The sequence below is a fragment of the Parahoeflea alexandrii genome (assembly GCF_024105735.1).
Lineage (GTDB): Bacteria > Pseudomonadota > Alphaproteobacteria > Rhizobiales > Rhizobiaceae > Hoeflea > Hoeflea alexandrii.
Genome location: NZ_JAAAML010000004.1, coordinates 293,949 through 316,027, shown reverse-complemented (window position 1 = coordinate 316,027; position 22,079 = coordinate 293,949). Strand labels below are relative to the sequence as shown.

The window sequence follows — 22,079 nt, the reverse complement described above, 5'->3', positions numbered from 1 at the left end:
TGAAAACAGCAGCGATGACAAAAGTCAATACGTATTGACAAATGATTGAAATGGGCACTAGGCTTGCACGATACGCAGCCTTGACTGTCATTTGGGAGGATGGTTTTGAGCAACGACTACAAACCTTTATCGCCGGAAACCCTGGGCCAGCGCCTGGGTGGACTCGACGTCATGAAGCAGGCTGTCGGCGGCAATGCCGATGCCTGGACGGTGCGGGAAGTCGGCGACGGCAACCTCAATCTCGTCTTCATCGTGGAAGGTGACGCTGGCAGTGTCATCGTCAAGCAGGCGCTTCCCTATGTGCGCCTGGTGGGTGACAGCTGGCCGCTGCCGCTCAAGCGCGCGTTCTTCGAGTATCATGCATTGATCCGCCAGGAGGCGCGGGATCCAGGCAGCGTGCCCCAGGTCCTGCATTTTGATGAAAGCCAGGCGCTCATCGTCATGGAGCGCCTGCAGCCACATATTATTTTGCGCCAGCAGACCATGGAAGGGCGCAAGGTTGCGGGGTTGGGCCAGACCTTGGGATTGTTTGCTGCGCGCACCGCCTTTCGCGGGTCGGATTTGTCAATGACGGCGGGCGACAAGAAAGCCGACGCGGCTCTCTTCGCCGGAAATGTCGAGCTGTGCGATATTACCGAGTCGTTGGTCTTCACCGATCCCTATTACGATGCTGAGATGAACCGGCACACCACACCGCAGCTTGACGGCATTGTCGCCGACCTGCGCCGGGACGAGGCGCTGAAGGTCGAGGTTCAGCACATGAAGCGCGCATTCACCTCGCGCGGTGAAACCATGTGCCATGGCGATCTTCATGCCGGCTCGATCATGGTCACCGGCGAGCAGTCGCGCATCATCGATCCCGAGTTTGCCTTCTACGGGCCGTTCGGCTTCGACATCGGCATGCTGATCGGCAATTACCTGATGGCCTACCACGCCATGCCGGCCCATATCTCCGACGCCGATGCCTGCCGCGATTTCCAGGACTGGATCCTCTCGGTCATTGACGAAACCTGGTCGGTGTTCCGCGAGGAGTTCCTGCGCCTGTGGCGTACGGAACGGACCGGCATCCTCTACCCGAAGGCGCTCTACGAGGACCAGGGACATCATTTCGCCTCGGAGAGCGCTGCCGAGCAGCTGCTGGGCGAGATCTTCCGTGATTTGGTTGGCTTCGCCGGCATCGAGATGCACCGCCGTATCTTGGGCCTCGCCCATGTGGCCGAACTCGACACCATCGAGGACGAGGATCTGAAGGCCCGCTGCGAGGCCAAGTGTCTCAAGCTGGGGCAATTCCTGGTCATCAACAGAAACCGCCTGACCGGCATGGATGCCGTGCTGGCAGCGGCGCGGCGCGCTGAAACGGGAGCATAGGAATGAAGGTTGGCGATACGCATTACCGGTCGATCTGGTTCGATGGAGAAAAGTCCAGGGTCATGATCATCGATCAGCGCTGGCTGCCGCACGAATTCCGGGTGGTCGCACTCGACACGCTTGATGAATTCGCCACCGCGATCCGGGACATGTGGGTGCGCGGTGCGCCGCTGATCGGCGCCACCGCCGCCTACGGCGTCGCCATCGAGACGCAGCGCAACGCTTCAGATGAAGCACTCGACAATGCCTGGGAGCGGCTGCACGAGACCCGGCCGACGGCGGTCAACCTGCGCTGGGCGCTCGATGAAATGCGCGGTGTTCTTTCGTCTCTTCCCGAAAGCGAGCGTCCGGCCGCCGCCTTCCGCAAAGCCGAAGAGATCTGCAACGCCGATGTCGAGACCAACCGCATGATCGGGGTTCATGGTCTGGAGATCGTCCGGAAGATCGCCGCCACCAAGAAACCCGGCATGCCGGTCAATATCCTCACCCACTGCAATGCCGGATGGCTGGCGACGGTGGACTGGGGCACGGCCACCTCGCCGATGTATCACGCGGCAACCGCAGGCATTCCGATCCATGTCTGGGTCGACGAGACCCGTCCGCGCAACCAGGGCGCCCAGCTCACCAGCTGGGAAATGAACAGCCACGGCATCCCGCATCATCTCATTGTCGACAATGCCGGCGGGCACCTGATGCAGCATGGCCAGGTCGACATGGTCATCGTCGGCACAGACCGGACGACGGCCTCCGGCGATGTCTGCAACAAGATCGGCACCTATCTCAAGGCGCTCGCCGCCCATGACAACAACGTGCCGTTCTATGTCGCGCTTCCCTCGAGCACCATCGACTGGACGGTGGATGACGGCGTTCGCGAAATCCCGATCGAGGAACGCGATGACCGCGAGGTCACCCATGTCTTTGGCCGTCTGGAAGATGGCAGCGTCACCTCGGTGCAGATTTCTCCGGACGGCACGCCCGGCGGCAATCCCGCCTTCGACGTGACGCCGGCACGCTTGGTCACCGGCCTGATCACCGAGCGCGGTGTCACTGAGGCCAGCCGCGAGGGACTGCTGGGTCTGTTTCCCGAACGCCGCAGCGCCGCCTGATTGGGGATCGCCTGAGGTTTGCTGGATCTAGCGACCGCCGTCTCAGGCGAGTTCCATCATCGCAGCGGCGCAGCTCTGGTTGGTGACCACGTGGGTGGCGTATCCGCCCCTGATGGCGGCAACGGCCGCCGGCACCCGCTCTTCGCCGACCGAGACCAGGATTCCCATGTCACGGTGCCGAAGCTCCTCGAGCTCGATCCCCATCATCCGGTCATCGAGCGGGCCGGAGACCGGGTCGCCCTTGGCATCGATGAACCGGCCGCAGAGCACGCCGACCGCGCCGTTGGCGATATAGTCTTCGAGCTCTTGCTGGGTGGCGACGCCGCTCGACGCAACATGGCTGTCGGGTTTGCAGGATCCCACGGCGAACAGCGTCTTGTTGCAGTCGCTGATCGCGTCGAGCTGCTTTGAGATGAGCGATTCCGCCCGGAGGGTGGCGGCAATTTCAGCGGTGCTCAGGATTGCGGGCACATGCAGGTTGATGCATTTGGCGGAGAATTTGCGCGCCACGTTGGACGAACAGACATCGGCGGAAAAGCCATAAGGCGTGGCCATCGAGCCGACCAGCTGCAGCACCGTCAGGTCGGCGATGGTGGTTTGTTCCAAGCGCTCGGCGACATCGTAGATCGTCTTGCCCCAGGCAACGCCGAGCCGGTCGCCCGGTTCAAGCAGGCTTGGCAGCCAGTCGGCAGCGCCGCGGATGATGCGGCTCGCGTGATCGTCCTGGCCGCCGGTGCCGTCGGGCAGGATATAGGCGGCCTTGAGACCGAACCGGTCGCGCAATTCCAGCGCGGCGCGATGGGTGTTGAAAGCCTCGGGCGCGAGCTTGGTGTGGATGTAACCGCGTTCGCGGGCTTCCTGCAGATAGTTGACCACCGTGGCGCGCGAGACCAAGAGCCGGTTGGCAATTTCGCTCTGGTTGAGCCCGTCATGATAGTAAAGCCATGCGGTTTCAACGACGATATCCTCGCCGCTGATCTGTTTGGTAGAGCGCCTGGTTGAGTTCTGAGGCATTTCGATCCATCACCAATATATACATTTGACAACAGAGAATGACTTTTGTCAAATGCGACACGTTCACATGGGCAGGAGACGGTAATGCGGCAAAACAGGTGGAATGACAAGGAAGCCCAGGCGCGGGTCGATGCGGCGGGCGCCGATCCGGCTGACCGCACGCTGGCGCTCAGGGTCTATTCCTCCCGCATCATAGGCGCCGATCCCGATCTTGTCATGCATGGCGGGGGCAACACCTCGGTCAAGACCGGGCGCCGGGACCTGTTCGGCGCGATGCAGAAAGTGCTGCACGTCAAGGGCAGCGGTTGGGATCTCGACACGCTCGAGGCGGCGGGCCTGCCCGGGGTCCGGCTCGAGCCATTGCTTGAGATGCGCAAGCTCGATGCCCTGTCCGATGAGGACATGGTCAACATGCAGCGCTCCAACCTGCTTGACTCGGCTGCGCCCAACCCGTCGGTCGAGACCCTGCTGCACGCCTTCCTGCCGCACACCTTTGTCGATCATACCCATGCCACGGCCTTCCTGGCGCTGGCAAACCTGCCGGACGCCGAAGCGGCGATCCGCGAGATATTTGGCGACCGGTTGGCCGTCGTGCCCTACATCATGCCCGGCTTTGCCCTCGCCAAGAAGGCCGCCGAAGCCTTCGACGCCCATCCCGACTGCGAAGGGCTGATCCTGCTCAAGCACGGCCATTTCACCTTCGGTGCGACGGCGAAGGAGAGCTATGACAAGGTGATCGAGCACACCAACATGGTCGAGGAGTGGTTTGCTGCGAAGAACCAGGGCCGCAGGTTCGATTGCACCGTCAAGAAGATCCGCCAGGTTGCCGACCCCGTATCGGCGGCCTCCAACCTTCCGGTGCTGCGTGGTGCGATCGCAAATTTGCGTGGCCAGCACCACAATACATCACCACGACCGGTGGTGATGGACGTTCGGGGTGGCGAGGCAATAAACGCATTTCTGCACCGCACCGATCTTGGAGATCTGGCGCAGCGCGGCGTTGCCTCGCCCGATCACGTGATCCGCACCAAGGGCCGCATGCTGGTTCTTGGCAAGGATGATCTTGCCGGGGGACGTGAAGGCATCGAGGCGAAGGTGGCGGAGTTTGCCGAGGCCTACCGCGCCATGTTCGACGCGCAATTCAAACGCGTCGGCGGCGGCAAGGTCATGCTCGAGCCGCATCCCTGCGTGGCCTGGATAGAGGGCGTCGGCATTGCCGGCATCGGCAAGGATGCATCAGCCGCATCGGCCGCGGCAGATATCGCCGAACAGACCGTCGAGGTGATGAGCCAGGGCGAGGCAGCCGGCGGCTTTCGCCCGATCGGCCCGGATGATCTGTTCGACATGGAATACTGGTCGCTGGAGCAGGCCAAGCTGTCAAAGGCCGCGGCCAAGCCCTTCGCCGGACAGATCGTTGCGGTGACCGGCGGGGCAGGCGCTATAGGTCTCGCCGCCGCGAAAGCCTTCGCCCGCGAGGGGGCTGCGATTGCCCTGATCGATTTCAACCCGGAAGCCTGCAAGGCCGCCGCGGCCTCCATCGGTTCGAACTGTCTTGCTGTGGTTGCGGACCTGACACAGAAAGGCGCAGCCGAGCAGGCAATCAGCGAGATCGTGCGGCGTTTCGGCGGCCTCGACGTGCTCGTCTCCAACGCCGGCGCCGCCATTCAGGGCATGCTTCTCGACCTTGATGACGAAACACTTCGCTCGAGTTTCGAGCTCAATTTCTTCTCCCACCTGGCCATGGCAAAGGCTGCTGCGAGTGTGTTCGCCGCGCAAGGCCATGGCGGGCAGATGCTGTTCAACGTCTCCAAGCAGGCGGTCAATCCGGGCAAGGGTTTTGGCGCCTACGGGCTCCCCAAGGCCGCGACCTTTTTCCTGGTCCGGCAACTGGCGCTGGAGCTTGGTGGATCCGGTGTCAGGGTCAACGGCGTCAATGCCGACAGGATCCGCTCCGGCCTGCTGACTGATGATTTCATCAGGTCCCGCGCCGAGGCGAGGGGCGTTTCCGCTTCCGACTACATGGCGGGCAACCTGCTGAAGGCCGAGGTCGAGGCGCATCATGTCGGCGATGCATTTGTGGCGCTCGCGAAGTCCGAGCGGACAACGGCTCATGTCGTCACCGTGGACGGCGGCAACATCGAAGCGGCGCTGCGCTGAGTTCAGCCCCGGTGCGCCTGGTTGGCGTGGAGCGTTCGGCGTTGATCGGGTAACCGCCCAGGCCATTCAGCCGGGACGAACACGCTTGCAAATTGAAATATGAATCAGTATTCATGTTTTATGGCAACGAACCCCTATCCCAGAACCAAGAGAGGTGCCGAGCGGCGCGAGCAGATCCTGCGCGCTGCCGAGGTGATGATCGGCACGCAGGGCTTCTCTGCGGCCTCGATCGCCGACATCACCCGTCATGCAAAAACGGCGCTCGGCACCTTCTATATCTACTTTTCCAGCAAGGAAGACGTCTTCCGCGAACTGGTTCTGGAAATGGGGCAGCTGACGCGCGCCATGGTCACCGAGGCGGTGGCCGATGCGCCCAACAGGCTTGAAGCCGAGCGCGCCGGCCTGAAGGCGTTTTTACGCTTTGTCGCCGAACGCCCCTCGCTGTACCGGATCGTCGAGGAAGCCCGCTTCATCGATGTCGAGGCCTACAAGGCCTATTTCACCAATTTCGCCAAGGCCTATGCAGCCCAACTGCGCGAAGCCGAGGCATCGGGCGAGTTGCGACCTGGCGACGCCGAGGTCCGGGCCTGGGCGCTGATGGGAATCGCCAAGACACTCGGCGAGCGCTATGTGCTCTGGGATGAGACCGCCGACATCGATCATGTCGTTGACGAGGCTTATTCGATGATCAGGGACGGCATTGCGCCATGACGGCGAAAGTCGCCTTCGATACGGTCGACCTGCCGGGCGGCGCTGCCTGTGTGCGGCTGACACTTTCCGGTGGCCGCGCCAATGCGCTGGAGCCGGGACTGCTCGGTGATCTGATCTCGGCGCTGGACCGGGCGGAGGCGCAGGACGCCAGGATCATCCTGCTGTGCGGCGGACGGAACTTCTCAAGCGGGGGCGATGTTCGCGGCTTTCATGCCGCTACGCTTGACGGCAGGGGCCAGGACTATGCCCGCACGGTTGTCCCGCTGCTGCAGACGATCGTCGCCCGGCTGATCGCGATGCCGCGCCTGGTGGTTGTGGCAGCGCGCGGCGCCATAACCGGCGGCTCGGCCGGGCTGCTGTTTGCCGCCGATCTGGCCGTGCTTGCTCCTGACGCTTTCGTGCAGCCCTACTATCCACAAGTCGGCTTTGCCCCGGACGGCGGCTGGACGGCGCTGCTGCCCGAACGCATCGGCGCAGGCCGGGCGGCGGAATGGCTGCAATCGGACCGGCGTCTGCCAGCCCAGGCGCTGTGCGATGCGGGGCTGGCTACGGCGGTTTCCGACATTCCGGAAGAGCGAGCACTCGAGCTTGCGGCAAGCGGCGAGATCGGCACCCGTCTGGCGACCAAGGCGCTGATCTGGGACAGCGCCCGCCGCCGCCAGATCGAGACCCGGCTGGAAGCGGAAACGACAGCGTTTCTTGAGCGTATCGGTGAGCCCGACACGCTGCGCGGCATGTCGCGGTTTCTCGAGCGCATGGGAGGCACCGCTGATGTTTGACACCATTCCCGACATGGCCGCCAAGCGGGCAGAGATTTCCCCGGATGCGATTGCCTTCATCGATGCGGACAGCAGACGGCAATGGCGGTTTGCCGAAATCAATGATGCCGCGAACGCGGTTGCCGCCGGCCTTGGCCAATCCGGCTTCACCCACGGAGATCGTCTGGCGATCCTGTGCCTCAATCGTGTCGAGTTCTTCATCACGCTGTTTGCCTGCCAGAAGACCGGCGTGATCCTCTGCCCGCTCAACTGGCGCCAGCCAGCACCCGAACTTGTCGAAACGCTCGAACCGGTCGGCGCCAAGGCGATCATCCACGACCATGCGCAGGCCGGGCTGGCGGAAGCGGTGGCAACGACTTGCGGCATTCCGCAACTGGCCATCGAAACCGATCTTGCAGCCTGGATCGAGGCCGGAGGAGAGCGGCGCTCAGCGGCGGTCGACGCCAACCAGCCCTGGTACCTGTTGTTTACCTCGGGCACGACCGGCCGACCGAAGGCGGTGATCCAGACCGCGCGGATGGCCTGGGCCAATGCGGTCAACATCTCCCAGGCCTCGCGGATGACCGCGGAAGACCGCTCGGTCAATTTCCTGCCGCTGTTTCACACCGCCGGCATCAATCTCTACACCCTGCCGCTGTTTCTGATGGGCGGCTCATCGACGGTTCTGCCAAAATTCGAACCGGACCAGATATTCGATCTGCTCAAACAGAGCAGGGTTAACCAGTTCTTCGGCGTCCCGGCGATCTACCAGGCCTTCAGCCTGCTGCCAGATGTCGGCGAAATCGACTGGAACTCGGTCCGTTGCGGCTGTGGCGGTGCGCCGTTGCCCGAACCGCTGATCCGCTTCTTCGCCGGGCTGGGCGCCAAGGTGCTCAACGGGATGGGCATGACCGAAACCGGACCGACGGTGTTCCTGATGGATCCGGAAAACGCCGAGCGGAAAATCGGCTCCGTCGGTCGCGCGCAGATGCTCACCGAAATGCGGCTGGACGGCGTCGACGCCGGGCAGGCGGGGGCCGGCGAGATCCAGCTCAGGGGCCCCAACATCACGCCGGGATACTACCTCAACGAAAAGGCCACGCGCGACGCCTTCACCGAGGACGGCTGGCTCAGGACCGGCGATGTCGGGCGGCGCGACGAGGACGGCTACATCTTCATCGTCGACCGGATCAAGGACATGTATATTTCCGGCGGCGAAAACGTCTATCCGGCCGAAGTCGAGCGGGTGCTCAATGAACATGCCGATGTGCTCGAATCCGCGGTGATCAGCATGCCCGATGCCAGATGGGGCGAGGTGGGCGCCGCCTTCATCATCCCCAGGCCGGGTGCCAGTCTCGATCCTGACGAGCTCAGGAGCTGGAGCCGGCAAAGGCTGGCGGCCTACAAGGTGCCGGTCCGGATCACGCTTGTGGAGGATTTTCCGCGCACCGCGGCCGGCAAGGTTCGCAAGCCGGAGTTGAGGTCTATGCTGTTATGAAGATCGAGCTGTCTGCCACATGGACCCCGTCACAGCAGGAGTTCGACCTGTTCGCCCGGATTTCCGGCGACGACAACCCGATCCACGTCGATCCGGATTTTTCCGCCCGGACCGCCTTCGGCCGCACGGTCAGCCACGGCATGCTTATCTACACCAAGCTGTGGGGACTGTTGATCGCCTCGCACCCGGAAATCAGGCAAATGGGCCAGACGATGATGTTTCCAAATCCCTGCTACACCGGCGAGCCTGTCGAGCTGACGGTCAGCGGTGAATGTCCGGGAACGCTTTCGGTTCGCGCGGCGAGAACCGCGGATGGCGCGGAACTGCTGGTCGGCGAAACGGAGGTGGCGTGATGCAGGTTGGTCAGTCAGCAAGTGTCAGCCGCAGCTACAGCCGTACAGATCTGGAAGACTTTGCCGCTCTCGGCGGCACGGCTGCTCCCGAGAGCATCCCCGAGCCGCTCATCGCCGCGCTTTTTTCCTATCTGCTGGGCGTCAAGCTGCCGGGCCCGGGGACCAATTACCTCAAGCAGGAACTCAGGTTTCTCGCGCCGGCTTCGCCGGACACCGAACTGACGGCGAAGGTCGAAATCACGCGGCTGCGCCCCGAAAAGCACCTGGTCGACCTCTGGGCCACCTGCATCGACGATAATGGCGTGCTGGTCTGCGAAGGCCGCTCACTGGTCAAGGCCAAGGATGCAAAAGCATAAATAAATATGCTTGTCCTATGCGACGGATGGCTGGAGGCTGGTGGCGAAATCCACGAGCCTGGCGGCAAAGGCGTCGGGCTCCTCAAGGTGCGGCGAATGGCCGGAGGCCGAAAATGAGTGCATCTCGCCACGCGGGGCGGTCTCGGCCAGCCATGCGGCAGAGGATGCCGGATAGACCCGGCTGAGCGCGCCGGCGCTGGCAAGCAGCGGGCAGGGCAGGGTCTTGATCACCTGCCGCTGGTCCATCAGCGCCAGGGCCTTCCACATTGCGATCATTTTGGCGGGATCGTTGCTCAGGATCTGGGCCAGCGCGTCGCCCCGGCTGTAGCCCGGGGCTCCCTCGCGATGCCCGAACATGGTGGTCGCAATCGCCTCGGCCATGCCCGGCCAGTCGGCAATCATCCGCTTGGTGGTTGTTTCAAGATCTTCAGCGCTCTGGCCGATCAGCCCGTGCGGCCAGTCCGGCCCGCAGGCAAGCTTCGGGCTCATGTCCACGCTCATCAGGCCTGCAATCCGGTCCGCCCCGAAGTCTTCAACATATCGCCAGGCAACCGCGGCCCCCATCGACCAGCCGACCAGAACGACATCGGTCAGATCACGCTCTTCGAGCAAGGCGGACAGCGTCCGCGCCGCTGCCGAGAGTGATGGCTCGGCGGCTGCCAGTTCACCATGACCCGGAAGGTCCGGCGCATGGCAATCGAGCTCCGCAGGCAGCCTGGCAATCAGATCGTTGAATATCGCGCCACGCATCGTCCAGCCATGCAGCAGCACGACGGGCCGTGGCCGGAGTCCATCCGCCACCAGGCTCAATCCTCCGACCTTAGCCGCCCGACAATGCCGGTGGGAAAGAAATAGACGCTGAGGATGAACAGCACGCCAAGCCACAACAGCCACCGGTCGGGGTCAAGTAGCTGTGGAATGAGCGGCAGGCCTTCGGTGGCCCCTGACGCGACGCCCATCAGGTTCTGCAGGTAGTTCTGCGCCAGCACGAAGATTGTTGCGCCGATCACCGCGCCATACATCGTGCCCATGCCGCCGATCACCACCATCAGCAGAATGTCGAGCATGATCTCGAAGGACAGCGTGGTGTCGGGCCCGACGTAGCGCAGCCAGATCGCAAACAGGCTGCCGGCGATTGCCGCGACCGCCGCGGACAGGCAGGTCGCGAGCGTCCGGTAGAACACCACCCGGTAGCCGATCGCCTCTGCGCGGAAATCATTCTCGCGAATCGCCTGCAGCACCCGTCCGAAGGGTGAATTGACGATCCTGAGCAAGAGCAGAAACAGCGCCAGCGAGGCAAAGAACACCAGATAGTAGTTCAGAAGCTTGCCAGTGATGCTGACACCGAACAGGCTGCCCAGCTTGAAGGCAGGCGTGAGTTCGCGCGGAATGGAATAGTTGAGCCCGTCCTCGCCCCCGGTCAGCCCCGAGAGCTGGCTGACAAGTACCGCAACGGCAGAGGCGACCGCGAGTGTGATCATGGCAAAGAAGATCGCCCGGACCCTGAGCGAGAACAGCCCGATCAGAAGTGCCAGCAGGGCCGAGGCGACGGCGCCGGACACCGTGCCGACGATCAGCGCATCATAGCCGCGGCCCATGTGAACCGAAGCCAGTGCCACGCCATAGGCGCCAAGGCCGAAGAACATCGTGTGAGCGAAACTGACGATGCCGGAATAGCCCAGCAGCAGATCGTAGCTCGCCACCAGCACGATGAAGATGCAGATCCGTGCCGCGGTTTCGAGCGACCGCACGCCGGGGAAGAGGAACGGCGCCAGCGCCAGGCAGAAGAGAATGCCCAGCAGCAGGCCGGTCAGGATCAGGGATCGGGGACGGTCGTCGGAAATGAGGTTTGTCAGCATGTTACTTCGCCTTCACAACGGGCATCATGCCCTGCGGCCGCCACATCAGGATCGCCGTCATCAGGGCAATGTTGGAAATCAGCGCCAGCTTGGGCTCGAGAAAGGCGATGTAGTTCTGCAAAAGGCCGACCAGCAGTGCGCCGATGAAGGCGCCCTCGACCGACCCCAGCCCGCCGATGATGACGACGATGAAGACCAGGATCATCATCTCCTCGCCCATGCCAGCGGTGATGACTTCCTGGTAGAGCCCCCACATCACGCCGCCCAGCCCGGCAAGCGCCGAACCGGCGATGAAGACGCCGATGAAGACCAGCCGCAGGTGATAGCCCAGCGCCTCGACCATCTCGCCGTTCTGCACGCCGGCGCGGACGATCAGCCCGATCTTGGTGCGCTTGAGCACCAGCCGCATGGCCACGAACAGAGCCAGGCCGAACACCACGGCGAGCAAACGGTACTTTTCGATCGCCGCACCTGCAAAGGTCACTGCGCCCTTCAGCGTTTCCGGCCGGGTGAGATAGATCTCGTCAGGGCCCCACAGCACATGGATCATCTGCTCGATGACGATAAGGCCGCCGACGGTGACCAGGATCTGCTTGAGATGCGCACCGTAGACCGGCCGCACGATCACCCGCTCGAAGCCCCAGCCGAGCGCTCCGGTGACGCACATGGCGGCAATCACCGCGGCCAAAACCGCGGCCACGTTGAGCAGCAGCGACGGCACGCCGGTCCAGCTCTCGAGCGCCAGCAGCGCCGAGATGCCGACATAGGCGCCCACCGAAATGAAGGCGCCATGGCCGAAGTTGATCACATCCATCAGCCCGAACACCAGCGTCAGGCCCGAAGCCATGATGAAGATCATCATCCCCATGGCCAGGCCGGAAACGGTCAGCGTCAGCCAGCTCGATGTCGAGCCGATCGACAGGAAGCCGAAAACCACCAGCAAGGGCACAAGCAGCAAGGGCATCGCCTTGCCGATCCTGTCGGGCAGCGACAGTTGCGCATATTTCGGTGCATGGTCGGGTGCGGCGCTGGTCATCAGTGTGCCTCCATGGTCAGGCCCATCAGCCGTTCCTGCAACGCGGCGTCACCGGCCAGTTCGGCCATCTGGCCGGCCCAGACGATCCGCCCGTCATCCATCACCGCAGCCGTGTCGCCAAGCGCCTTGGCGACAGAGAAGTTCTGTTCGACCAGAAGGATCGATGCGCCCTTCTTCTTCAGATCGCGCAGCGCTCCCGCCATGGTCGAGATGATCGCCGGCGCCAGCCCCTTGGTCGGTTCGTCGATCAGGTAGAGTTGGCGTTCCTCGGCCATGGCACGCGCGATGGACAGCATCTGCTTTTGCCCGCCTGAGAGATTGCCGGCTTCCGAGCGCCAGAATGTTCTGAGCGGCGGAAACGCCGCGAAGATCCAGTCCAGCCGGGCCGGATCGAGCGGACCGGAAGCGGCGGCGAGGATCATGTTTTCCTCGACCGTCAGGTCGGAGAAGATGCCCATGTCCTCAGGCACGAAGCCGATGCCGGCGCGGGCGCGGGCGGGGGTGGGCAGCGAGGTGATGTCGGCGCCATCGAAACGGAGGCTGCCGGATTTCGCCTGCCAGTGACCGATGATGGTGCGCAGCGTCGTGGTCTTGCCAACGCCGTTGCGACCGAGAAGCATGGTCACGCCGCCACGCGGCACAACCAGATCGACGCCCTGCAGGATGTGATACTGGGCGATGTCGGTGTGGACACCGGAAAGTTCGAGGATCGGATCAGACATCGGCGAGGTCCCGTCCCATATAGGCTTCCTGCACCACGTCCGAGGCCATCACCGTTGCCGGATCGCCGTCTGCGGCAAGCGCGCCGTTGTGCAACACGATGATCCGGTCGGCGAGCGAGCGGATGACATCCATCTTGTGTTCGACCAGCAGGATGGTGCGGTCCTTCTCGGCCTTGAGTTCGGCGATCAGGTCGAGCACCACCGGGGCCTCGTCGACGCTCATGCCGGCGGTCGGCTCGTCGAACATGTAGACCACCGGATCGAGTGCGATCAGGATGGCGACCTCGAGCTTGCGCTGGTTGCCGTGGCTGAGCCCGCCGACCTTCTGCTCGGCGAGCGGATGCAGCCGGACCCGTTCCAGAATGGCAATCGCCGCAACCGTCAATTCTCGGTGGGATGTCGCCATGCTCAAAAGGTTGAAACCCATCCTGCGCCTTGCCTGGATCACCAGCCGGACATTTTCGAGAACGGTGAGATTGGGAAACAGGTTGGTCAGCTGGAAAGCGCGCCCCAGCCCCTTGCGGCAACGGCTAGCCACCGGATCGCGGGTCACGTCCTCGCCCATCAGCCGGACAGTGCCTTCTGAAGCCGCAATCTGTCCCGAGATGAGATTGAAATAAGTGGTCTTGCCGGCGCCATTGGGTCCGACGATGGCGGTGAGTTCACCGGCGCGGAAGCCGCAGCTGACGGCGTCGACCGCCACATGGCCGCCAAAGCGGACGGTCAGGCCTTCCGTTTCCAGAAGCATCTGTGTCATGGCGCACCCATGGAAGAAAAGAAAGGATGCCGCGGACGCCACAAGGCAAGCGTCCGCGGCTCAGAGGCTTAGTTGCGGACAGGAATGTCCATGTCGTCAATGCCGATCTCGCGGACCAGAACCGGGACGCCATAGTCCTTGCCGTCCTGGATTTCTGTGCGGAAGTGATACATCGACTGCAGCGCCTGATGGTCTTCCTTGCGGAAGCGCATAGTGCCCTTGGGCGTTTCCCACTCCATGCCTTCCATGGCGGTGATCAGCGCTTCGGTGTCGGTGGAGCCTGCCTTCTTGATGGCTTCGACCACGGCAATGCCGGCTGCCATGCCGCCCGCGGTGAAGAAGTCCGGGGGTGAGCCGAAGCGGTCCATATGCTCCTTGACCAGCCAGTCATTGACCGGATTTTGCGGGATTTCGTAGTAGTAATAGGTCGCACCTTCCATGCCCGGCAGTTCCTTGTAGGCCGTCAGTGCGGCCAGGATGTTGCCGCCGGTGGCGATCTCGATGCCGAAGCGCGAGGGATCCATGGCGTTGATCTTGCCCATCGGGTTGCCGCCGCCGGCCCAGATGATGAACAGCTTCTTCTTGCCTTCCACGCCCTCCATGGCGTTGAAGATACGTTCGGCCGCCGCGGTGAAGTCGGTGGTGTCGGTCGGCACGTATTCCTCATGCGCAATCTTGGCGCCCGAGGCATTGAGCGCCTCGCGGAAGGCCGCCACGCCATCGCGCCCGAAGGCGTAATCCTGCGCCAGCGTGGCGATCGTCACGCCTTCGCCGCCGAGCGCGACCGCGTTGGAAATGGCGTCCTGAGACGAGTTGCGGCCGGTGCGGAAGATGTAGCGGTTCCAGTTTTCGCCAGTGATCGAGTCGGCGACGGCAGGCTCGACGATCAGGATCTTCTCGTATTCCTGTGCGACCGGGAGCATCGCCAGCGCGACGCCGGAGCTGACCGGGCCGACCGCGATGTCGGCCTCGTCGTCGCCATAGGCTTCGGCCAGAAGGGCCTTGCCGATATCTGGCTTGAGCTGCGTGTCCTTCTCGATGACCACGAGCTTTTCGCCATTGACCTCCATGGTGCCGCCGGTGGCGTATTCGAGGCCAAGCATAAGGCCGTTGTGCGATTGAGCCGCATAGGCCTCAAGCGCGCCGGTCTTGCCGTAAACATGTGCAATCTTGATGTCGGCGAGTGCAGGTACGCTCAGCATTGCGGCTGCCACGCCGGTTGCCAGTATCGTCTTCATCTTCATTTTGGGTCTCCTCCCCTAAGCGAACAACGGTGAGAACATGAAACATGAATCAATATTCATGTCAATGATCCTGCCACGGGAGAAATCCCGCAATCCCGGACGGAAATGTGGACAAATCCGTCCGGGCCGAGAGCCCGGACATCGCGCTGCGGCAGAGCGGTTTTCAGGCCAGGCTTGAAAATCAGGATCGGGGAGCGTTTGGCCCGAAATTTGGCATGGGCGTTGCATGGCAACCATCTGGCCCGCTGGAATGGGCAACAAACAGGCAGAACGGATGGGGCAGTGCATGAACACCTGGATCAAGAACCCGCTGGCGATCCTGGCGGAGAATGCCGGCGGCGGCATCGTTGTCTCCGGCAGCCGTATCGTCGAACTCGTAGCCGCAGGCGCGACACCGCGTGCCGAGGTGGATGAAACCGTCGATGCATCCCGGCATGTCATCATTCCCGGACTGATCAACACCCATCATCATTTTTTCCAGACCCTGTGCCGCGCTCACCCGGCGGCGCGCGACAAGGAGTTGTTTCCCTGGCTGCAGGCGCTCTATCCGATCTGGAGCAGGCTCGACCGCGACATGTTCCGTGTCGGCGCCCGGCTGGCCTATGCCGAACTGCTGCTGTCGGGCTGCACCACGGCGATGGACCACAATTACATGTCCTATGACGGACTCGAGGATGCCACCGACATCGAGGTGCAGGAAGCGCAGGCTCTGGGCATCCGCGCCACCGTGACGCGCGGTTCGCTGTCGCTGTCGAAAAAGGATGGCGCCATCCCCGACGACCACATCGTTCAGGATGACGACACCATCCTTGCCGACAGCGAGCGCGTGCTCAAGCGCTATCACGACACCTCAGATGGCGCGATGATCCAGATCGCGCTCGCCCCATGCGCCCCTTTCAACGTGTCGAGACATGTCATGCGCGAAAGCGCTGTCCTCGCCGAGACCTATGACTGCCGGCTGCACACGCATCTGGCGGAGACCGTGGACGAAGAGGCTTTCTGCATCGAGACCTTCGGCTACCGGCCGATCGACTGGCTCGAGGATTGCAACTGGCTTCAGCCCCGGGTCTGGCTGGCCCACGGAATTCACTTCACCTGCGAGGATTGCGAAAAGCTCGGCAGGCACGGTGTCGGCGTCTGCCATTGTCCGACATCGAATGCGGTGCTGGCTTCAGGTTTCTGCAAGACGCTGGATCTCGAGGCGGCGGGCAGCCCGGTCGGCCTCGGCGTCGACGGGTCGGCCTCCAACGACAGCTCCAATCTGATGGAGGAGGTGCGCCATGCGCTGATGGTCAACCGGCTGGGCTACAAGTCGGCCGAACGGATCACCCACCGCGACGCCTTGCGCTGGGCGACCACCGGCTCGGCGCGGTGTCTCGGGCGCAGTGACATTGGCGAGATTGCGGTCGGAAAACAGGCCGATCTGGCCATGTTCACGCTCGATGAAATGCGCTTTTCCGGAAATCACGACCCGATCGCGGCCCTGGTCCATTGCGGCGCCAATCGCGCCGACCGGGTGATGGTTGCGGGCGAGTGGCGGGTCATGGACGGACACATCATCGGGCTTGATATCGCAGGACTGATCGCAGAACATTCCGCCGCCGCCCGGCGGTTCAGTTGAGGAAAACCCATGTCTGAACAGAATATTCCAGTCATCGACATCAAGAGCCTCTACGGTATGGATCGGCAAGAGATTGCAAGGACCGCATCCCTGATCGGCGACGCCTGTCGCGGCATCGGCTTTTTCTACATCAAGGGTCACGGCCTTTCGCTCGACGACATTGAAGCCCTGTTTGCTACGTCTCGCGATTTCTTCGCGCTTGCCGAAGACGTCAAGAAACAGGTCGAGATCTCTCCCTCCACCGGCAACCGCGGCTATGTGCCGATGCGCGGCGAGGCGCTGGATCCGTCCAAGCCGGCGGACCTCAAGGAGGCTTTCAACATCGGCCTTGAGCTTGCGGCAGACGATCCCGAACTTGTCACCGGAGCCCGGTTCCGGGCTCTCAATCTCTGGCCGGACCAGCCGGGGTTCCGCGAGACCATGCTCGATTACTTTGAAACCGCACTGGATATCGGCCGTCGCCTGCATATGGCCTTTGCCACCGAACTCGGGCTGGATGCGGACCATTTCGAGGACAAGCTCGACCGGCCGCTGGCCACGCTGCGGCTGTTGCATTATCCGCCGCAGCGTGGCGTCGTTGAAGACGGCCAGATGGGGGCGGGTGCGCATACGGACTATGGCTGCGTGACGCTGCTTCTGACCGATGAAGTCGGCGGTCTCGAGGTGCGCACGCGAACCGGCGACTGGATCAAGGCGCCCTACATTCCCGGCGCCTTTGTCTGCAACATCGGCGATTGCCTGATGCGATGGACCAACGACACCTATGTCTCGACGCCCCACCGGGTTGTCAGCCCGGCCGGCCGCGAGCGTTACTCGATCGCCTTCTTCCTTGACCCGAACCCCGACGCGATCGTCGAATGTCTGCCGACCTGCAGCGGGCCCGGCAACCCGGCGCGCTATGACCCCATTCGGGGTGATGACTACCTGGAGAGCAGGTTGAATCCGACCTACAAGGCGAGCGGTCTCGCCTGAGAGGGAGGCGTGGATTCCAGACGCGGACCGCCTTCAGGGCGCTAATGTATGCAATGAGAGAAATTATGCTCAAAAAATGAGCGCTATTTATATTTTGTTCATAATTTCGCCTTCCGCTGCCCTGATTTCGTCCTTCCGGATTCCGCCCTCTCGAGGTGGTTTCCCTATCTATTTGTAAAATATAACAAAAACTAATCTGTTCGAACTGGCATGCGTCTTGCAAAACCACTGGCAACCGGGTGTCTCCCAGATCCGGCCATAGCAGGGGTTCGCAAAGCCAGCAAAGGAACTGGACATGGCTACAAAACAGATTTCACGGCGTTCGATCTTGAAGACCGGCGCTGCCGGCATCGCGGCAATGGCGCTGCCGATGCCTTTCATCAAGGCTGCATCAGCCGCCGACGGCGTAGTGCTCGGGGCAGTGTATGTTGGTCCGCGCGATGATTTCGGCTGGAACCAGGCGCACGCGGTCGCGATGGAGATTCTCAAGTCGACCGACAATGTCACCGTTATCGAAGAGGAAAACGTTCCAGAGACCGATTCTGTCTCCAAGTCGATGGAATCGATGATCAACCTCGACGGAGCAAACCTGATCCTCGGAACTTCGTTCGGCTATTTCGAGCCGTTCATGATCGATCTCGCCAACAAGTATCCCGACGTCCAGTTCCGTCACGCGGCGCCGTTGTGGAGCGAGGACAAGCACCCGGCCAATCTGGGCAGCTACTTCTGCTACCTCAACCAGGCTCATTATGTGGATGGCGTGGCCGCAGGCCTGAGCACGACAACCAACAAGATCGGCTTTGTCGCGGCCAAGCCGATCCCGACAGTGCTCTCCAACATCAACTCGGTGCTGCTGGGCGCACGCTCGGTCAATCCGAATGTTGAGGTGCAGGTCATCTTCACCGGTGACTGGTCTTTGCCGGTGCGCGAGGCCGAAGCTGCCAACGCTCTCGTGGATGCGGGCTGCGACGTGCTCACCTGCCATGTCGACGGTCCCAAGGTGGTCATCGAGACCGCCGAAGGCCGCGGCGTGAAGAGCTGCGGTCACAATGCCTCGCAGGCGGCACTGGCGCCCAAGGGCTTCATCACCGGCGCGGAGTACAAGTGGGAAACCATCTACTCGATGTATGCCGATATGCTCGCCAAGGGTGAAACCCTGCCGAACGTGGTCGTCGGCGGCTACCACAATGACATGGTCAAGAACACCGCCTACGGTGCCGGCGCCACGCCGGAAGCCATCGCCGCAGCCGATGCGGCAATCGCCGGCCTCAAGGAAGGCAAGCCGATCTATGTCGGCCCGCTCAAGGACAACCAGGGCAATCTGGTCCTCGACAAGACCTTCGACAACTACGATCCGGTTCTCGATGGCATGAACTACCTGCTTGAGGGCGTTATCGGCTCGATCACCTGACCGACCTGTCGCCGGGCTGCGCGGAAAAACCTGCGCAGCCCGATTTGTTTGCCTTCGGAAATGATCGTGATCAGGCATGGCACAAGCAGAGACGTCGTTCGCCACACCTCCCGCCTATGATACTGCCCGCATCCGCGCTTCGATCGAGGCGGTAGCCATACCGCTTGGAGCCCTGGTTGCTTCGGCCATCATTTTTTCGGTGTTCCTGACGCTGTTGGGCAAGAGCCCGCTACAGTTTTTCGAGCTGGTCTGGCGCGGTGGCTTCGGCTCCTCGTTCTCGCTCCAGAACACGTTGCAGCGTGCCACGCCGCTGATCCTGACCGGACTTGCCTTTGCCATCCCGGCGCGCATCGGCCTGGTCATGATCGGTGCCGAGGGCGCGCTGGTGATCGGTGGCTTTGCCGCGGCCGCGCTCGCCATTCCGCTCGTCTCGGCCGAGGCGCCGGTCTATCTGACGATGCTGCTGATGGTGCTCATTGCCATGGCCGCCGGCGGCGCCTGGAATGCCATTGCCGGCTGGCTCAAGCACTCGCGCGGCGTCAACGAGACCATCTCGACCCTGCTGCTTACTTACATCGCCATCGCCATCATGAACTTCTTCGTCGAGGGCGCCCTGCGCGACCCGGCGTCCCAGAACAAGCCCTCCACCATGCCGATCGGCAAGGACTACATGGTCGGCAACATTCCAGGCACCGATGTGCACTGGGGCCTTGTCTTCGGCCTGGTCCTGGCCGTGGCCCTGCAGGTCCTGATGTCGCGGACCACTTTCGGATTTGCCGCCCGTGTCACCGGTGGCAATCCCCGCGCGGCACTCGCCCAGGGGCTGCCCGTCGGCACTCTTATTGTTGTCTGCTCGGCCATTGCCGGCGCCTGCGCCGGTCTCGCAGGCTATTTCGAAGTCGCCGCCATTCATGGCCAGGCCAATGCCTCGCTGGTCGCCGGCTACGGCTTCACCGGAATTCTGGTAGCGTTCCTGGCCCGGCACAATCCGCTGATGATCGTGCCTGTGGCGATCATGTTCGGCGCCATTGAGGCCTCGGGCGGTCTCATCCAGCGCCGGATGGATATGCCCGACGCAACGGCACTGGTGCTGCAGGGCATCATCTTCGTGGTGCTGCTGGCCAGCGACAGCCTCTACGGCCGCTTCGCGATCTTCCAGCCCAAAATCAGCACGGAGCGGACATGACGGCCGAAGCCCTTACCACCATTCTGATCGCCATGCTCGGCGGGGCCATACGGGTCTCGACCCCGTTCATTTTCGTGGCGCTGGGTGAAACGCTCACCGAAAAATCCGGCCGCATCAATCTCGGGCTCGAGGGCAACCTGGTGCTCGGCGCCATGGTTGCCTACGCCATCTCCTTTCACACCGGCTCACCCTGGCTCGGCGTTCTTGCAGCCGGCTTTTCCGGCGTCTTCCTCGGCCTGATGCATGGCAGCATCTGCAGCCTCAAGAAGGTCAATGACATTGCCGTCGGTATTGCCATGATGTCGTTCGGCATCGGAGTCGCCTTCTTCTTCGGCAAGCCCTACATCCAGCCCTCTGCGCCGCGGCTCGAAAGCCTGCCGCTTGGCGGCTGGGCGTCGAACCCGGCACTTCAGCAGGCGCTTGAAATCAACCCGCTCTTCATCGTCGGCATTCTCATCGCGATCGTCATGTGGTGGGCATTGGCCAACACCCGCGTCGGCCTGGTCGTCCGCATGACCGGTGATTCCGAGCCCGCCGCCCGTGCCATGGGCATCAACCCGATCAAGGTGCGGATCCTGGCGACCGCGGCTGGCGGCTTTCTCGCCGGAATCGGCGGGGCGTTTCTCTCGCTGTCCTATCCTGGGAGCTGGAACGAGGGTCTGTCCTCGGGCCAGGGCCTGATGGCGGTAGCCCTCGTGATCTTCGCGCGCTGGAACCCGCTGCGTTGTATCCTCGCAGCCCTTTTGTTCGGCGCCGCCGGCGCGCTTGGCCCGGCACTGCAGTCCGTCGGCATCAGCCAGGGCTACTACTTCTTCAATGCGGCGCCCTACATCCTGACACTTTTCATCATGGTTGCCGCAACCGGAAGCAACTCGGCCCGCGCGGCGCCGGGCGAACTATCCATCGCGAAATAGGAGACGAAAGCATGAGCGCACTTGGCGGATTGAACAAGACTCCCAACGGCGTCGTCATCGGCGTTGTCCAATTGCAGCTGCCGCTGATCAAGACCCGGCATGATCTTGCCCGGCAGACCGAGAAGATCGTTGCCATGGTCGGCAAGGCGCGGCGCAACATGGCGACGATGGATCTCGTGGTGTTTCCTGAATATGCGCTGCACGGCCTGTCGATGGACACCAATCCGGAGATCATGGTGTCGATGGACGGACCGGAGGTCGCAGCCTTCAAGCAGGCCTGCATCGACAATTCGATTTGGGGTTGTTTCTCGATCATGGAATACAATCCGGGCGGCAATCCCTACAATACCGGCATCGTCATCGACGATCAGGGCGAGGTGCAGCTCTACTACCGCAAGCTCCACCCCTGGGTTCCGGTCGAGCCCTGGGAGCCGGGCGATCTCGGCATTCCGGTGATCGACGGTCCGAAGGGTTGCAAGCTGGCGCTGATCATCTGCCATGACGGCATGTTCCCGGAGATGGCGCGGGAATGCGCCTACAAGGGCGCGGAGATCATGCTCAGGACCGCAGGTTACACCGCGCCGATCCGCGACAGCTGGCGCTTCACCAACCTTTCCAACTCGTTCAGCAATCTGATGGTCACCGCCAATGTCTGCATGTGCGGATCGGACGGTACCTTTGATTCCATGGGCGAGGGCATGATCGTCAATTTCGATGGCACCGTGCTCGCCCACGGCACATCCGGCCGTGTCGACGAGATCATTACCGCTGAGGTGCGCCCCGACCTGGTGCGCGAGGCACGCAAGCACTGGTCGGTCGAAAACAACATCTACCAGCTCGGCCATCGCGGTTACACCGCAGTTCTCGGCGGCGCGCAGGATTGTCCCTATACCTTCATGAAGGACATGGTGGCGGGCACCTACCGGCTGCCCTGGGAAGACGAGGTGGTTCACACCGACGGCACCTCCTGCGGCTTCGAGCGTCCGACCCGGCGCTATGGCGAAACCAAGCTCGGGGAGGCGGCTGAATGAATGCT

21 protein-coding genes are annotated in these 22,079 nt (G+C 62.6%); 14 read left to right on the top strand and 7 right to left on the bottom strand.

The features are described 5' to 3' along the window. Positions 1-99 precede the first annotated feature (99 nt). Together mtnK and mtnA are read left to right on the top strand one after the other, a co-directional pair. Positions 100-1,368 carry an S-methyl-5-thioribose kinase gene (gene mtnK / locus GTW23_RS20790; protein WP_252917337.1) on the top strand — a complete coding sequence of 423 codons (1,269 nt, stop codon included), beginning with the start codon at positions 100-102 and terminating at the stop codon, positions 1,366-1,368. 2 nt (positions 1,369-1,370) lie between these two features. Next, the gene (mtnA, locus tag GTW23_RS20785) at positions 1,371-2,474 is read left to right on the top strand and encodes an S-methyl-5-thioribose-1-phosphate isomerase (RefSeq protein ID WP_252917336.1); all 1,104 of its coding nucleotides are present in this window, start codon (positions 1,371-1,373) and stop codon (positions 2,472-2,474) included. Between the two features lie 42 nt (positions 2,475-2,516). Here the strand turns inward: mtnA and GTW23_RS20780 are convergent, their stop codons facing one another. Next, complete coding sequence (locus tag GTW23_RS20780; RefSeq protein ID WP_252917335.1) at positions 2,517-3,488, bottom strand: sugar-binding transcriptional regulator; 972 nt, start codon at positions 3,486-3,488, stop codon at positions 2,517-2,519. A gap of 84 nt (positions 3,489-3,572) precedes the next feature. Here GTW23_RS20780 and GTW23_RS20775 point away from each other — a divergent pair, with 84 nt between their 5' ends. The 6 genes from GTW23_RS20775 (at position 3,573) to GTW23_RS20750 (ending at position 9,321) form a co-directional block, all read left to right on the top strand. Further along, a complete protein-coding gene (locus GTW23_RS20775) occupies positions 3,573-5,645 on the top strand; it encodes a bifunctional aldolase/short-chain dehydrogenase (RefSeq protein WP_252917334.1) in 2,073 nt (690 codons plus the stop codon). A gap of 120 nt (positions 5,646-5,765) precedes the next feature. Further along, a complete protein-coding gene (locus tag GTW23_RS20770) occupies positions 5,766-6,356 on the top strand; it encodes a TetR/AcrR family transcriptional regulator (RefSeq protein WP_152009996.1) in 591 nt (196 codons plus the stop codon). Beyond that, the gene (locus tag GTW23_RS20765) at positions 6,353-7,135 is read left to right on the top strand and encodes an enoyl-CoA hydratase/isomerase family protein (protein WP_252917333.1); all 783 of its coding nucleotides are present in this window, start codon (positions 6,353-6,355) and stop codon (positions 7,133-7,135) included. The genes GTW23_RS20770 and GTW23_RS20765 overlap by 4 nt, the downstream gene beginning before the upstream one ends. Continuing rightward, positions 7,128-8,612 (top strand): AMP-binding protein, encoded by a 1,485-nt coding sequence (locus GTW23_RS20760; RefSeq protein ID WP_252917332.1) that lies wholly within the window; start codon positions 7,128-7,130, stop codon positions 8,610-8,612. The genes GTW23_RS20765 and GTW23_RS20760 overlap by 8 nt, the downstream gene beginning before the upstream one ends. Next, positions 8,609-8,965 carry a MaoC family dehydratase gene (locus GTW23_RS20755; protein ID WP_152009993.1) on the top strand — a complete coding sequence of 119 codons (357 nt, stop codon included), beginning with the start codon at positions 8,609-8,611 and terminating at the stop codon, positions 8,963-8,965. Before GTW23_RS20760 ends, GTW23_RS20755 begins: the two co-directional genes overlap by 4 nt. Beyond that, positions 8,965-9,321: a hotdog family protein gene (locus tag GTW23_RS20750; protein ID WP_252917331.1), complete on the top strand. Its 357-nt coding sequence runs from the start codon at positions 8,965-8,967 to the stop codon at positions 9,319-9,321. Before GTW23_RS20755 ends, GTW23_RS20750 begins: the two co-directional genes overlap by 1 nt. A 15-nt stretch (positions 9,322-9,336) precedes the next feature. Here the strand turns inward: GTW23_RS20750 and GTW23_RS20745 are convergent, their stop codons facing one another. From GTW23_RS20745 to GTW23_RS20720, 6 genes are all read right to left on the bottom strand, one after another. After that, on the bottom strand, positions 9,337-10,122 hold the full coding sequence (locus tag GTW23_RS20745; RefSeq protein ID WP_252917330.1) for an alpha/beta fold hydrolase: 786 nt from the start codon (positions 10,120-10,122) through the stop codon (positions 9,337-9,339). Between the two features lie 5 nt (positions 10,123-10,127). Continuing rightward, the gene (locus GTW23_RS20740) at positions 10,128-11,180 is read right to left on the bottom strand and encodes a branched-chain amino acid ABC transporter permease (protein ID WP_152009990.1); all 1,053 of its coding nucleotides are present in this window, start codon (positions 11,178-11,180) and stop codon (positions 10,128-10,130) included. A 1-nt stretch (position 11,181) separates the two neighbouring features. Then, positions 11,182-12,216, bottom strand: coding sequence for a branched-chain amino acid ABC transporter permease (locus GTW23_RS20735; protein WP_152009989.1), 1,035 nt, complete (start codon positions 12,214-12,216; stop codon positions 11,182-11,184). Beyond that, on the bottom strand, positions 12,216-12,938 hold the full coding sequence (locus GTW23_RS20730) for an ABC transporter ATP-binding protein (protein ID WP_152009988.1): 723 nt from the start codon (positions 12,936-12,938) through the stop codon (positions 12,216-12,218). Before GTW23_RS20730 ends, GTW23_RS20735 begins: the two co-directional genes overlap by 1 nt. After that, positions 12,931-13,695, bottom strand: a complete 765-nt coding sequence (locus GTW23_RS20725; RefSeq protein WP_252917329.1) for an ABC transporter ATP-binding protein — start codon at positions 13,693-13,695, stop codon at positions 12,931-12,933. The genes GTW23_RS20730 and GTW23_RS20725 overlap by 8 nt, the downstream gene beginning before the upstream one ends. 68 nt (positions 13,696-13,763) lie before the next feature. After that, a complete protein-coding gene (locus GTW23_RS20720) occupies positions 13,764-14,939 on the bottom strand; it encodes a substrate-binding domain-containing protein (RefSeq protein ID WP_210385849.1) in 1,176 nt (391 codons plus the stop codon). Positions 14,940-15,225: 286 nt separating this feature from the next. Here GTW23_RS20720 and GTW23_RS20715 point away from each other — a divergent pair, with 286 nt between their 5' ends. From GTW23_RS20715 to GTW23_RS20690, 6 genes are all read left to right on the top strand, one after another. Beyond that, positions 15,226-16,560 carry an 8-oxoguanine deaminase gene (locus GTW23_RS20715; protein WP_252917328.1) on the top strand — a complete coding sequence of 445 codons (1,335 nt, stop codon included), beginning with the start codon at positions 15,226-15,228 and terminating at the stop codon, positions 16,558-16,560. Positions 16,561-16,569: 9 nt separating this feature from the next. After that, the gene (locus tag GTW23_RS20710) at positions 16,570-17,532 is read left to right on the top strand and encodes an isopenicillin N synthase family dioxygenase (RefSeq protein WP_252917327.1); all 963 of its coding nucleotides are present in this window, start codon (positions 16,570-16,572) and stop codon (positions 17,530-17,532) included. A gap of 295 nt (positions 17,533-17,827) precedes the next feature. Further along, the gene (locus GTW23_RS20705; RefSeq protein ID WP_152009984.1) at positions 17,828-18,943 is read left to right on the top strand and encodes a BMP family ABC transporter substrate-binding protein; all 1,116 of its coding nucleotides are present in this window, start codon (positions 17,828-17,830) and stop codon (positions 18,941-18,943) included. 76 nt (positions 18,944-19,019) lie between these two features. Next, the gene (locus GTW23_RS20700; protein WP_152009983.1) at positions 19,020-20,129 is read left to right on the top strand and encodes an ABC transporter permease; all 1,110 of its coding nucleotides are present in this window, start codon (positions 19,020-19,022) and stop codon (positions 20,127-20,129) included. After that, positions 20,126-21,043 (top strand): ABC transporter permease, encoded by a 918-nt coding sequence (locus GTW23_RS20695; protein WP_152009982.1) that lies wholly within the window; start codon positions 20,126-20,128, stop codon positions 21,041-21,043. Before GTW23_RS20700 ends, GTW23_RS20695 begins: the two co-directional genes overlap by 4 nt. Positions 21,044-21,054: 11 nt before the next feature. Further along, positions 21,055-22,074, top strand: coding sequence for a formamidase (locus GTW23_RS20690; RefSeq protein WP_252917326.1), 1,020 nt, complete (start codon positions 21,055-21,057; stop codon positions 22,072-22,074). The last annotated feature ends 5 nt before the right edge of the window (positions 22,075-22,079 follow it).

Excerpts from the sequence above, each read along its gene's own strand:
- mtnK (WP_252917337.1), top strand. The coding sequence starts at position 100 with ATGGTTTTGAGCAACGACTACAAACCTTTATCGCCGGAAACCCTGGGC.
- mtnA (WP_252917336.1), top strand. The coding sequence starts at position 1,371 with ATGAAGGTTGGCGATACGCATTACCGGTCGATCTGGTTCGATGGAGAA.
- GTW23_RS20780 (WP_252917335.1), bottom strand. The coding sequence starts at position 3,488 with ATGCCTCAGAACTCAACCAGGCGCTCTACCAAACAGATCAGCGGCGAG.
- GTW23_RS20775 (WP_252917334.1), top strand. The coding sequence starts at position 3,573 with ATGCGGCAAAACAGGTGGAATGACAAGGAAGCCCAGGCGCGGGTCGAT.
- GTW23_RS20770 (WP_152009996.1), top strand. The coding sequence starts at position 5,766 with ATGGCAACGAACCCCTATCCCAGAACCAAGAGAGGTGCCGAGCGGCGC.
- GTW23_RS20765 (WP_252917333.1), top strand. The coding sequence starts at position 6,353 with ATGACGGCGAAAGTCGCCTTCGATACGGTCGACCTGCCGGGCGGCGCT.
- GTW23_RS20760 (WP_252917332.1), top strand. The coding sequence starts at position 7,128 with ATGTTTGACACCATTCCCGACATGGCCGCCAAGCGGGCAGAGATTTCC.
- GTW23_RS20755 (WP_152009993.1), top strand. The coding sequence starts at position 8,609 with ATGAAGATCGAGCTGTCTGCCACATGGACCCCGTCACAGCAGGAGTTC.
- GTW23_RS20750 (WP_252917331.1), top strand. The coding sequence starts at position 8,965 with ATGCAGGTTGGTCAGTCAGCAAGTGTCAGCCGCAGCTACAGCCGTACA.
- GTW23_RS20740 (WP_152009990.1), bottom strand. The coding sequence starts at position 11,180 with ATGCTGACAAACCTCATTTCCGACGACCGTCCCCGATCCCTGATCCTG.
- GTW23_RS20735 (WP_152009989.1), bottom strand. The coding sequence starts at position 12,216 with ATGACCAGCGCCGCACCCGACCATGCACCGAAATATGCGCAACTGTCG.
- GTW23_RS20730 (WP_152009988.1), bottom strand. The coding sequence starts at position 12,938 with ATGTCTGATCCGATCCTCGAACTTTCCGGTGTCCACACCGACATCGCC.
- GTW23_RS20725 (WP_252917329.1), bottom strand. The coding sequence starts at position 13,695 with ATGACACAGATGCTTCTGGAAACGGAAGGCCTGACCGTCCGCTTTGGC.
- GTW23_RS20720 (WP_210385849.1), bottom strand. The coding sequence starts at position 14,939 with ATGAAGATGAAGACGATACTGGCAACCGGCGTGGCAGCCGCAATGCTG.
- GTW23_RS20715 (WP_252917328.1), top strand. The coding sequence starts at position 15,226 with ATGAACACCTGGATCAAGAACCCGCTGGCGATCCTGGCGGAGAATGCC.
- GTW23_RS20710 (WP_252917327.1), top strand. The coding sequence starts at position 16,570 with ATGTCTGAACAGAATATTCCAGTCATCGACATCAAGAGCCTCTACGGT.
- GTW23_RS20705 (WP_152009984.1), top strand. The coding sequence starts at position 17,828 with ATGGCTACAAAACAGATTTCACGGCGTTCGATCTTGAAGACCGGCGCT.
- GTW23_RS20700 (WP_152009983.1), top strand. The coding sequence starts at position 19,020 with ATGGCACAAGCAGAGACGTCGTTCGCCACACCTCCCGCCTATGATACT.
- GTW23_RS20695 (WP_152009982.1), top strand. The coding sequence starts at position 20,126 with ATGACGGCCGAAGCCCTTACCACCATTCTGATCGCCATGCTCGGCGGG.
- GTW23_RS20690 (WP_252917326.1), top strand. The coding sequence starts at position 21,055 with ATGAGCGCACTTGGCGGATTGAACAAGACTCCCAACGGCGTCGTCATC.